The 11,714-nt window shown below is 72.8% G+C and carries 10 protein-coding genes; 5 read left to right on the forward strand and 5 right to left on the reverse strand.

Features of this window, described 5'->3' with window-relative positions; translation table 11 throughout:
- Positions 1–56: 56 nt before the first annotated feature.
- The 3 genes from ACIA8K_RS21765 (at position 57) to ACIA8K_RS21775 (ending at position 2,915) form a co-directional block, all read left to right on the forward strand.
- A complete protein-coding gene (locus ACIA8K_RS21765) occupies positions 57–731 on the forward strand; it encodes a response regulator transcription factor (RefSeq protein ID WP_396061955.1) in 675 nt (224 codons plus the stop codon).
- A gap of 17 nt (positions 732–748) precedes the next feature.
- Positions 749–1,876, forward strand: a complete 1,128-nt coding sequence (locus ACIA8K_RS21770; RefSeq protein ID WP_396061957.1) for a sensor histidine kinase — start codon at positions 749–751, stop codon at positions 1,874–1,876.
- A 70-nt stretch (positions 1,877–1,946) separates the two neighbouring features.
- Positions 1,947–2,915, forward strand: a complete 969-nt coding sequence (locus ACIA8K_RS21775) for a hypothetical protein (RefSeq protein WP_396061959.1) — start codon at positions 1,947–1,949, stop codon at positions 2,913–2,915.
- 40 nt (positions 2,916–2,955) lie between these two features.
- Here ACIA8K_RS21775 and ACIA8K_RS21780 read toward each other — a convergent pair whose 3' ends face one another.
- From ACIA8K_RS21780 to ACIA8K_RS21800, 5 genes are all read right to left on the reverse strand, one after another.
- Positions 2,956–4,221, reverse strand: coding sequence for a DUF2637 domain-containing protein (locus ACIA8K_RS21780; protein ID WP_396061961.1), 1,266 nt, complete (start codon positions 4,219–4,221; stop codon positions 2,956–2,958).
- A 223-nt stretch (positions 4,222–4,444) separates the two neighbouring features.
- On the reverse strand, positions 4,445–6,511 hold the full coding sequence (locus ACIA8K_RS21785; protein WP_396061963.1) for a 3-hydroxyacyl-CoA dehydrogenase NAD-binding domain-containing protein: 2,067 nt from the start codon (positions 6,509–6,511) through the stop codon (positions 4,445–4,447).
- The gene (locus tag ACIA8K_RS21790) at positions 6,512–7,705 is read right to left on the reverse strand and encodes a thiolase family protein (RefSeq protein WP_396061965.1); all 1,194 of its coding nucleotides are present in this window, start codon (positions 7,703–7,705) and stop codon (positions 6,512–6,514) included. It abuts the gene before it with no gap.
- A gap of 141 nt (positions 7,706–7,846) precedes the next feature.
- Positions 7,847–9,169 (reverse strand): HRDC domain-containing protein, encoded by a 1,323-nt coding sequence (locus ACIA8K_RS21795; protein WP_396061967.1) that lies wholly within the window; start codon positions 9,167–9,169, stop codon positions 7,847–7,849.
- An 82-nt stretch (positions 9,170–9,251) separates the two neighbouring features.
- Entirely contained in the window at positions 9,252–9,821 is a 570-nt protein-coding gene (locus tag ACIA8K_RS21800) for a DUF3000 domain-containing protein (protein ID WP_396061969.1), read from the reverse strand.
- A 184-nt stretch (positions 9,822–10,005) separates the two neighbouring features.
- On the opposite strand from ACIA8K_RS21800, the gene hemE reads away from it, so the two are divergent.
- A complete protein-coding gene (gene hemE / locus ACIA8K_RS21805) occupies positions 10,006–11,082 on the forward strand; it encodes a uroporphyrinogen decarboxylase (RefSeq protein ID WP_396061971.1) in 1,077 nt (358 codons plus the stop codon).
- Positions 11,083–11,090: 8 nt separating this feature from the next.
- The gene (locus ACIA8K_RS21810) at positions 11,091–11,585 is read left to right on the forward strand and encodes a flavin reductase family protein (RefSeq protein ID WP_396061973.1); all 495 of its coding nucleotides are present in this window, start codon (positions 11,091–11,093) and stop codon (positions 11,583–11,585) included.
- Positions 11,586–11,714: the final 129 nt, after the last annotated feature.

Below are 11,714 nucleotides of genomic sequence, written 5' to 3' on the forward strand. Positions count from 1 at the left end.
AACACCGGGCCTGATTGGCTGCGGATCGGCGCGACTTCAGTGATTGGCGGAGGATCATGCGGGTTCTGGTCGTCGAGGATGAGCGGAACCTGGCCGACGCGATCGTGCGTGGCCTGCGCCGCAAGGGTATGGCCGTCGACGTCGCCTACGACGGGTCGGCCGGGCACGAGATGGCGTTCGTGACCCGCTACGACGTGGTGGTGCTCGACCGTGACCTGCCCGGCATCCACGGCGATCAGATCTGCGCCGACCTGGCCCGCTCCGGCGCGCTCACCCGGGTGCTGATGCTCACCGCAAGCGTCACCGTCGCGGACCGGGTCGAGGGCCTGCAGCTCGGCGCGGACGATTATCTGCCCAAGCCGTTCGCCTTCGACGAGCTTGTCGCGCGCGTGCAGGCGCTCGGCCGTCGCGCCACGCCACCGGCCCCGCCCGTGCTCAGCGTCGCCGACCTGGTGCTCGACCAGGCCCGCCGGGTCGTCACCCGGGCCGGCACGCTGCTGGAGCTGACCAACAAGGAGTTCGGCGTGCTTGAGGAGCTGCTCAAGGCGCGCGGCGCCGTGGTCTCCGCGGAGGAGCTGCTGGAGCGCGTCTGGGACGCGAACACCGACCCGTTCACCACCACCGTGCGGGTCACCATGAACACGTTGCGCCGCAAGCTCGGCGACCCGCCGCTGATCGAGACCGTGGTCGGCGCCGGGTACCGCGTCCTGCACGCGCCGGCCGCGTCATGAGCGGGTTCCCGCGGTCGATGCGGCCGACGCTGCGGCTGCGGCTGACGCTGCTGAACGGGATCCTGCTGATCGGTGCCGGCGCGATCATGCTGGCCGTCGCATGGCTGAGCATCGACAACGTGCTGCACCCGACCGGCTCGCTGCTGCCCGGCACCGAGGTGGAGCTGAGCGACGGCACCCGGCTGCCGGTGAGCGACTGGCAGGACCTGCTCGTCGCCGCGTCCCGGGCGGAACTGCTGGCCAAGGGGCTGGTCGCGCTGGTCGTCATCGGCCTGTTCGGCGCCGCCGCTGCCTACGTGGTGGCCGGGCGTGCGCTGCGGCCGCTGCACCAGGTCACCGCGATGGCGCAGCGGCTCGGTGAGGAGACACTGGACCAGCGCATCCGGTACGCCGGTGCGAACGACGAGGTAGCGGAGCTGGCGGCCACGTTCGACGCGATGCTGGACCGGCTGGCCGAGTCGTTCGAGGCGCAGAAACGGTTCGTGGCGAACGCGTCGCACGAGCTGCGGACGCCGCTCGCGGTGATGCGGACCGAGATCGACGTGACGCTGAGCGACGACGAGGCCGATCTCGAGGAGTTCCGCCGGATGGCGGGCGTGGTGCGTGACGCGTCGGAGCGGGCGAACGGCCTTGTCGACGCGTTGCTGGTGATGGCGCGAAGCGAGGCGCAGACCGACCGGCGGCTGGCCCGTCGGGTGCAGGCCGACCTGGCAGACGGGGTGCACGCGGCGCTGTCCGCGCAGAAGAACGAGGTCGGGCGGCTGAAGCTGGACGTCGACACGGAGCTGCGCCCGGCGGTGGTGCTGGGCGACCCCGGACTGCTTGAGCGACTGGCCGGCAACCTGATTGAGAACGCGGTCCGCTACAACCACCTGCACGGGCGGCTGTGGGCGCGCACTGAATCACCCGGCGGCGGCGTGGTGCGGCTTGTCGTGGGGAACACCGGGTTCGAGGTCGACCAGGTGGACGTGCCGGGCCTGTTCGAGCCGTTCCGGCGGGGCGGGCGGGAGCGTACCGGGGCCCGGGGCTCCGGGCTGGGGCTGTCGATCGTGCAGGCCGTGTGCGAGGCGCACGGCGGGACCGTGGCGGCAGTGGCCCGGCCCGGTGGCGGCCTCGAGGTGACGGTCACGCTGCCGGCGGCCTGATCCGTCACGCTGTTTCGCGGTTATCCACAGGGCTGGTGACACGCCCGGCGGGACCGGCAGCGTATGAGGCGTGTTCGATGAATGGAGTAGGCGGCAGCGCGGCGTGGTCGCGCGCTGGCAGGCGCTGGCCGGCGGCTACACCAGGTCGGCGATCGAGCGGCGGCTGGCCACCGGCCGGTGGCGCCGCCTCTCCTCCGGCGTCTATGCCGTCTCCCCCGGCCCGCTCAGCCGGATGGCGGAGTTGTGGGCCGCGGTGCTCGCGGCCGGCTCCGGCGCCATGCTCAGCCACCAGTCCGCGGCCGAGGTGGCCGGGCTCGCCGCGGTCGGCGGCCCGATCCACGTCACGGTGCCGGCCGGCCGGCACCCGCAGCGGATGCCCGGCGTCGTGGTCCACCGTTCCCGCCGCGCCCCCTGGATCCGCCGCCCGCACCGGGCGCTGCCACAGACCCGCGTCGAGGAGACGGTCCTCGACCTGTGGGAGGCGTCCGACGACCTGGACGAGGCGCTCGGCTGGGTCGCGGCCGCCTGCGGGCGTTCGCTGACCTCTCCGGACCGGCTGGTGCTGGCGCTGGGGCAGCGGGGGCGGGTGCGGCGCCGGCCGGAGCTGCTCGCCGTCCTGCGGGACGTGGAGACCGGCTGCCGGTCCGTGCTGGAGCTGCGCTACCTGCGTGACGTGGAGCGGGCCCACGGGCTGCCGGAAGGGGAGCGGTGGCCGTGCGGGCCGCCGTCGGAGCGCGAGGCGGACTGGGGCGAGGGCGTGGTGCTGTACCCCGCGTTCGGCACCAGCGTGCACCTCGGCGCGCGGCCGGTCTATCCGGGCGCGTCCGCACGCGCCTTGGGTGAGCTGAGGGAACGGGTGGCGATCGGTACCGCGCCGACGCCCGGGACGTTACGGGGAAGGGTGTTGCGCTATGACGGCGCCGACGTGTTCCGGCATCCGTGCGAGGTGGCCGATGAGGTGGCAGTGGCACTGCACCGGCAGGGCTGGCGGCGACATCCGCGCAGCTGTTCGCCGTCCTGCCGCGCCCGCACACCCTGAGCCCCCGGCCGGGCGGTTACTGCCCGGCCGGGGCGGTGCGTCAGGCGGGGAGCGTGTCCGTGGCGCGGCGGATGTCGCGCAGCCGGCGGGCCGTGATGCCCAGCTCGTCGGCGACCGCGGCCTCGGAGATCCCGGGGTTGCGGGCTTCGATCGCGGCGGCCAGCGTGGCGGTCTCGGTCGCGGACCGGCGGGTGCGCGTCACGCCGCCGGCCTCCCCGGCACCGCTTGTCTCCTCGGCGCCGCTGGTCTCCCGGGTGCTGGTCTCTGTCGTGGCGGGCCGGGCGGCGCCGGCCGGGGCGGTGACACGGCCGGTGGTGGTGCGGCGGGTGGTGGAGGTGGCGGCGGACGTGCGCGCGGGCCGGCGGGCGGCGCTGTCACCGGCTCCGGTGCGCTGGGCCGGGACGGGCGTCAGCGCGATCTCCGGGGCCGCGTCCGGCACCTGGTCCGGTTCGGGGCCCTCCTGCCCGGCCGGGCGACCGGCGAGCGAACCGCTGGCGGCGGAGATGCCGCCCCGGTTGCGTGGGCTGGCGCCGCCACGCACGCCACGGTTGACCTCCCGGCCGCTGAGCGCGGCCTCGATCGCCGCGGCCACGTCCGAGGTGATCATCGGCTGGGAGCCGGTGGAGGTGAGCGGGTCCCGGTCGCGGCGCTCCCCGGCGGCGACGGCCATCGCCCCGGCCGCCGCCGTGCGGTCCGCGAGCGAACGGCCGGCGTCGTACTCATCTTCCGCGGCGGTGAACTGCGGATATGCGTCGAGGTTCCCGGCACCGGCCTGGAGCGGGCGTGGAACCAGCGCCGCGATGCCCGGCACCTTGTCGTCGAAGAACTGGTCCTCCGCGCGCTGCGGGGCCGGGGCGGCGGGTGCCGGCGCCGGCGTGGCCGGGGTCTCGGCGGCCGCCCGTTTCGCGGCCTGCTCCAGGGCGATCCGGCCGCCCAGCTCGATCAGGCAGATCGAGGCGACCAGGATCAGGCCGTCGACCGAGATCGGGAGCAGGTAGGCGCTGGCGCCGGTCTCGCCGTACTTCGCGGCGACGCCGGCCATGTGCCAGTAGGAGATCCAGGCCGCGATGCCGGCGATGGCCGCGGTGGCGAGCACCCGGATGAACGCGAGGGACTTCCGATGGACCGGGACGCGTGAGATGAGCTCGACCGTGAGCAGCAACGCGAAGGGCGGCCAGGCCGCGATGACCTGGCTGATCGGGTTGTCGACCGCGTGCAGGACGTTGGCGACCACCGAGGCGGCGACACCCAGCAGCAGCGTGGCGCGGACCGCCCAGCGGATGCGGAGAAGCTGGGAGAGGGTCACCGGGTTCGCTCCGTTCGTCGGCGACAAGATCCGTCATTATGTCGGAGACATCCTGGACCGGGATTGTTTCCGAGCGAAGTACCTCCACGTCGTTCGGCGTGTCGCTCTTGACGAAACCGGAAAAAGTCACCCTCCGTTCCACCGTGGAGGCTTGTACCGGTCGCCGAACGGCAACCGCCCGTGCCCGCGCCGAGGGCGTGGGAACGGGCGGCCGGATGAGGCGTCAGACCAGCGAGGCCGTGCCCTTCGGCAGGAACCGCCGGCCGGTGACCGCCTCGGACGTGCCGGTGCGGTCCAGGTAGGGCGTGATGCCGCCGAGGTGGAACGGCCAGCCCGCACCGAGCAGCATGCACAGGTCGACGTCCTGTGCCTCCGCGACCACACCCTCGTCGAGCAGCGTGCGGATCTCCTGGGCGAGTCCGTCGAGGACCTTCTGGCGCAGCTGGTCGGCGGAGAGCGGCGCGTCACCCACGGTCAGCAGCGCGGTGACCTCCGGGTTGATCTCGTCATCCACAAGCAGCGGCAGCCGCGCGTCCGCGAGCGCCTTCAGGTTCGCGCTGAGCGGGAACCGCTCCGGGAACGCCGCGTGAAGCGTCTCCGTGACGTGGTGCGCGATCGCGGGCCCGACCAGCTGCAGCAGCGCCAGCGGTCGCATCGGCAGGCCCAGCGGGTCGAGCGCGGCGTCCGCGACCTCCAGCGGCGTGCCCGCGTCGATCGCGGACTGGATCTCCGAGAGGAAACGGACCAGCACCCGGTTGGCGACGAACGCGGGCGCGTCCTTGACCAGCACGCAGCTCTTGCGCAGCTGCTTGCCGACCGCGAACGCGGTGGCGAGCGCGGCGTCCGAGGTCCGCTCCCCGCGGATGATCTCCAGCAGCGGCAGCACCGCGACCGGGTTGAAGAAGTGGAAGCCGACCACCCGCTCCGGGTGCTCAAGCTCCGCGGCCATCTCGGAGACCGACAGCGAGGACGTGTTCGTGGCCAGCACCGCGTCCGGGGCGACGATCTTCTCCAGCTCGGCCCAGACCTGCTTTTTGACCGACAGCTCCTCGAAGACCGCCTCGATGACGAAGTCCGCGTCCGCGAAGACGGACCTGTCGACCGAGCCGGTGACCAGCGCGCGCAGCTTCGCCGCGGTGCCGGCGTCCATCCTGCCCTTGCCGACCGCCTTCTCGATCTCCGCGTGGACGTAGGCGACGCCCTTGTCGACGCGCTCCTGGTCCAGGTCGGTCAGCATCACCGGCACCTGCAGCCGGCGCGCGAAGAGCAGCGCCAGCTGGGAAGCCATCAGGCCGGCGCCGACCACGCCCACCTTGGTGACGTTCTTCGCCAGCGCGGACGACGGCGCGCCGACCGGCTTCTTCGCCCGGCGCTGCACCAGATCGAAGGCGTAGAGGCCGCTGCGCAGCTCCTCGCTGAAGATCAGGTCGGCGAGCGCCTGGTCCTCGATCGCGGTGCCCTCCGCGAACGTGGCGCTCTTCGCGAGCCCGATCAGCTCAAGCGCACGGTTCGCGGACGGGACGGCGCCGTGCAGCCGCTTGTCAAGCATCGCCTTGGCGAAGTAGAGCACGCCGTCCCACGAGTCACGGTCGACCTCGGGACGCTCGACCTTCACCGCCCCGTTCACCACGCCGGCCGCCCAGGCAAGCGAGCGCTCCAGGAAGTCGGCCGGCTCCAGCAGCAGGTCCGCGATGCCCATCTCGGCCGCCTGCTTCGGCTTGAGCATGCGGTTCTGCATCAGCGGGTTCTGGATGATCACCGTGGCCGCGTTGGCCGGGCCGATCAGGTTCGGCAGCAGCTGGGTGCCGCCCCAGCCGGGGATCAGGCCGAGCGAGACCTCGGGCAGCGCCAGCGCGGCCGCGCCGGAGGAGAGCGTCCGGTAGTGACAGTGCAGCGCCAGCTCCAGGCCGCCGCCCATCGCCGCGCCGTTCACGAACGCGAACGTCGGGACCGTGCTGTCCTTGAGCTTCGCGAAGACGCGGTGGCCGAAACGGCCCAGCTCCAGAGCCTGCGAGTGCGATTCCAGCAGCGGCACGCCGGTGAGGTCGGCGCCGACGCAGAAGACGTAGGGCTTGCCGGTGACCGCGATGAACGCCGGGTCCGCCGCGAGCGCCTCGTCGATCGCGGTCTCCAGCGACGCCAGGCCGCCGGGACCGAAGGTGTTTGGTTTCTTGTGGTCGAAGCCGTTGTCGAGCGTGATCAGCGCGACCTGGCGGTCGACGCCCGGCACCCGGATCAGCCGCAGCAGCGACTTCGTCACGACCTCGTTCGGAAAGGAGAGGGCTGTCATCTACTTGCCACCTTCCCAGGCGGGGTTCTCCCAGATAACCGATCCACCCATGCCGATGCCGATGCACATGGCGGTGAGGCCGTACCGGACCTGCGGGTTCTCGGCGAACTGGCGGGACAGCTGGGTCATCAGCCGGACGCCGGACGAGGCGAGCGGGTGCCCGATCGCGATCGCGCCGCCCCACTGGTTGACCCGCGGGTCGTCGTCCGCGATGCCGAAGTGGTCGAGGAACGCCAGCACCTGCACCGCGAACGCCTCGTTCAGCTCGAACAGGCCGATGTCCGCGATGTCCAGGCCGGCGATGCGCAGCGCCTTCTCCGTGGCCGGGATCGGGCCGACGCCCATCACCTCGGGCTCCACGCCGACGTACGCGTAGGAGACCAGCCGCATGCCGACCGGCAGGCCCAACTCGCGGGCCACGTCCTCGGCCGCGATCAGGCTGGCGGTGGCGCCGTCGTTAAGGCCGGCCGCGTTACCGGCGGTGACCTTGCCGTGCGGGCGGAACGGCGTCTTCAGCGTGGCGAGCTTCTCCAGGCTGGTCTCCCGCGGCGCCTCGTCGACGCTTGCCAGGCCCCAGCCGGTCTCCGGGTTGCGGACCGCCACGGTGACCAGGTCGGGCTGCAGCTTGCCGTTCGCATAAGCCTTCGCGGTCCGTTCCTGCGACGCCAGGCCGAACGCGTCCACCCGCTCCTTGGTGATCTGCGGCGCGCGGTCGTGCAGGTTCTCCGCGGTCGCGCCCATGACCAGCGCGGACGGGTCGACAAGCTTCTCCGCCAGGATCCGCGGGTTCGGGTCGACGCCCTCGCCCATCGGGTGCCGGCCCATGTGCTCGACGCCGCCCGCGATCGCGATGTCGAAGGCTCCCATCGCGATGCCGCCGGCCACGGACGTCACCGCGGTCATCGCGCCGGCGCACATCCGGTCGATGGAGTAGCCGGGCACGCTCTTCGGCAGGCCGGAGAGGAGCGCGGCGGTGCGGCCGATGGTGAGACCCTGGTCGCCGATCTGGGTGGTGGCCGCGATCGCGACCTCCTCGACGCGCTCCGGCGGCAGCTGCGGGTTGCGGGCCAGCAACTCCCGGATGCAGCGGATCACGAGGTCGTCGGCGCGGGTGTCGGCGTACATGCCACCCGCCTTGCCGAACGGAGTGCGGACACCGTCGACAAAGACGACGTCCCGAACTTGACGGGGCACAGCGGGCCTCCTCGCGAAATCACAACGTGTGCGGCAATGCTACTCGCCGGTAACGAAGGCTCGCAGGCCAACTCTCCTATGGTCAAGCCCACACCTCGCAACGATGGCGCCGGCGGCGGACTCCCGCCGCCGGCGCACCCGTCACTCCTGTGGGGGCAACGCCTCCGCCAGACCGGCCGCCAGCAGGCCGACCTGCCAGTTCCGCGCGTTGTAGCCGCGCAGCGTGTCACCGACAGTCGCGATGGTGACCTCCTCCGGCGGCGTCCAGGCGAGCCGGCGGATCGAGTCCGGCGAGATCAGGTTCTCCGGCGGCAGGTTGTGCTCACCGGCCACCTGAAGCACCACCTCACGGCAGCGGGCCAGCCGGGAGGCGGCGGCCGGGTCCCGATCCGCCCAGCGGTGCGGCGGCGGGGGGCCCTCGATCGGCGGCGCCACCGGCAACTCCGCCTCCGGCAGCTCGCGCGCCTCACGCAGCGCGTCCAGCCAGGTCTTCGCCAGCCGGCGTACCGAACGGCCACCGAAGCCGGGCACGGTGAGCAGCGTGCGCTCGTCCTGCGGGTCCAACTCGGCCGCGGCAACGATCGCGGCGTCCGGCAGCACCCGGCCCGGTGCGGAGTCCCGGCGGGAGGCGACGGCGTCCCGGGCGTACCAGAGCGCCCGCACCCGTCCCTGCGCCCGCTGACCACGGATCCGGTGGATGCCCGAGGTGCGCCGCCACGGATCGGTGCGCACCTTCGGCGGCTGCCCGCCGGACGCGACAAGTGCGGCGAACTCCTCCGCCGCCCACTCCGCCTTGCCCTGCCGCTGCAACTCGTCCGCGAGGACGTCGCGCAGATCGGTGAGCATCTCCACGTCGAGCGCCGCGTAGGTCAGCCACGACTCCGGCAGCGGCCGGCTGGACCAGTCCGCCGCGGAGTGGTGCTTCTCCAGCGAGTAGCCGAGCAGCGATTCGGTGAGCGCGGCCAGGCCGACCCGCTCGTACCCGCCGAGGCGCGCCGCAAGCTCGGTGTCGAACAGCCGGCGAGGACGCATCCCCAGCTCGGCAAGGCATGGCAGGTCCTGATTGGCGGCATGCAGCACCCACTCCGCGTCGGCGATCGCGGTGTCCAGGGTGCGCAGGTCGCCGAGCGGCAGTGGATCGATCAGCACGGTTCCCGCGCCGGCCCGGCGCAACTGCACCAGGTAGGCCCGCTGGCTGTAGCGATATCCGGACGCGCGTTCGGCGTCGACAGCCACGGGCCCGGTGCCGGCGGCGAACCGGGCGACGGCGTCGTCCAGCTCCTTACCGCTTTCCACGGGCTTGGGCGTGCCGTCGCGGGGCACGAGCAAGGGGACCGCCCCGCCGCTGGAGGGGTCGGGCCTCACGTCTGACTCCGCCACCGGGCGGTCGTCGGCTGGGTTGTGCGGTCCGTCCCCTGCTTGGCGTGGAGCGTCCCGACGGTGCAGGGGTGATTCGTCGGTCACCTTGTAACCCTACGGGTTGCCGGACGTTAACCCGCCTCTGCCTCTGCGTCGGCGCGTCGAAAACGCTCCCGGAAGCGGCGGATCAGCGGTTGAAGGGGGCGATAGCGGTCACACCGGGCGGCGGCAGACCGGCAGTTGAGGACAGCAGCGCGCACCAGGCGTAGAGATGAACGGAGAGGTCGTGAGCGGAATCGTCGAGCGGAGTCCAGGACGCCCGCAGCTCGATGTCGGCCGTGGCCGGTGGCCCGGCCAGGTCGCCGAACCGGGTGGACGTGGTCTGCGTGACCGTGCCGGCCAGCGCCGCATGCCCGGCGCCCTGCGTCTCAAGCGCGTCCGTCAGCCAGGTCCAGGCCACGGCCGGCAGCAGCGGATCGGCGGCCAGCTCCGGTTCGAGTTCCGCGGTGACGTAGCTGACCAGCCGCAGCCTGCCCTGCCATGCCTCGTGGCCGGCCGGGTCGTACAGCAGCACCAGGCGCCCGGTCGCCACCTCGTCGCCGTCGCGCAGCACGGTGGCGCTCACCGCGAACGCGTAAGGAGCCAGCCGCTGTGGAGCGGTGACCTCCTCCAGCAGGATCTCCGGGCGGGGGGTGGGGGCGCGCAGGCCGGCTACGGCACGCGCGAACGTCTCCGGGAGAACGGTCGAGGGTGCCATGCCCGCAGCCTAAGCGCGGGCCTTACCGCTTTGCGGTCCGGCGCGCCGGGGCCATCGGCGTCGATCACGTCGCACGAGTCCGTTGTACGCGGTCGGCGCACCGCCGGTCCGATCCCCGCGGCCGTCCACTGGGAAACGCCGGGCGTGGCCGGGCCGGTCACCGGGGCGTGCGAGCATGGAGGGGATGACGACCACAGCATCGGGCGCCGCCCACGCCTCCTCCCAGGTCCCGGCCACCGCAGACTCCGCTTTCGTGCGCGCGTGCCGGGGCGGGCCGGTGCCGCACACGCCTGTGTGGTTCATGCGCCAGGCCGGCCGCTCGCTCCCCGAATACCGCAAGGTCCGGGCCGGCATCCCGATGCTGGAGTCCTGCCGCCGCCCCGAGCTGGTGGCGGAGATCACGCTGCAACCGGTCCGCCGGCACGACGTGGACGCGGCCATCTTCTTCAGCGACATCGTGGTCCCGATCGCGGCCGCCGGCATCGACCTGGAGATCGTCGCCGGCACCGGTCCGGTGATCGCGGAGCCGATCCGTACCGCAGACGACCTGGAGCGACTGCGGCCGATCACGCCGGACGACGTCTCGTTCGTGGACCAGGCCGTCCGGCTGCTCACCGCCGAACTGGGCGCGACGCCGCTGATCGGCTTCGCCGGGGCACCGTTCACGCTGGCCAGCTACCTGGTCGAGGGTGGGCCGTCCCGGACCTACGCGAAGACCAAGGCCATGATGTACGGCGCGCCCGCGCTATGGAACGCGCTGCTCGACCGGCTGGCGGACATCACGCTCGAGTTCCTCCGCGTGCAGATCGCGGCCGGCGTCTCCGCGGTGCAGCTCTTCGACTCGTGGGCCGGCGCGCTCTCCGAGGCCGATTACCGCCACTACGTGCTGCCCAACTCCCGCAAGGTGCTGGACGGGCTCGCGTCCGCGGGCGTCCCCCGCATCCACTTCGGCGTCGGCACGTCGCTGCTGCTCGGCGCGATGGGCGAAGCCGGGGCGGACGTGGTCGGCGTCGACTGGCGTACCCCGCTGGACCAGGCGCTCACCCAGATCGGCCCCGGCAAGCCCGTGCAGGGCAACCTCGACCCGGCCGTCCTCTTCGCACCGTGGCCGGTCGTCGAGCAGCACGTGCGCCGCATCCTCGACGAAGGCCGCGCCGCGCCCGGGCACGTGTTCAACCTCGGCCACGGCGTGCTGCCGGACACCGATCCGGACGTGCTCACCCGCGTCGTCGAGCTGGTCCACACCGCCTCCGGCCGGTAGCCACGGCCATGGTCGAGTTGCCGCGGGTGCCCGGCGACGAGCCTGAGCTGCGCGCCGCCTACTCCCGCTTCCCCAGCGGCGTCGTGGCCGTGGCCGCGCTCGCCGACGGCCGCCCGGTCGGCATGTCCGCCAGCTCGTTCACGTCCGTCTCGCTCGACCCGCCGCTCGTCTCGGTCAACGCGCACGTCAGGTCCGCTACCTGGGCGCGCCTGGCCGGCCTGCCACGCCTCGGTCTCAGCGTGCTCAGCGAGGACCAGGCCGGCATCTGCCGCCGCCTCGCCACCCGCGGACTCGCCGACCGGTTCGCGGGCGTGCCCTGGGAGGCGTCGGCGAGCGGGGCGGTCTTCGTCGAGGGCGCGACCGCGTGGCTGGAATGCGAGGTCGTCCAGCGGGTGCCGGCCGGGGACCATGAGATCGTCGTGCTGCGGCTGCACGCGGTCGCGACCGCACCGGAGCGGCCGCCGCTGGTCTTCCACGCCAGCGGGTACCACCGGCTCGCCTGACCGTTTCGTCGTCCCGTTTCCACTGCCAACCAGGAACCGGTCTTCCCGCTCCCGCGGTGGTCCGGCCCGCATGCTCCCGCGGGCCAACCGGAGCGCCGGGCTCCGCTGGCGCTCCGCACGTCGCTCCGG

Origin of the sequence: Catenuloplanes sp. NPDC051500, from assembly GCF_044454585.1 — a bacterium.
Classification (GTDB): domain Bacteria; phylum Actinomycetota; class Actinomycetes; order Mycobacteriales; family Micromonosporaceae; genus Catenuloplanes.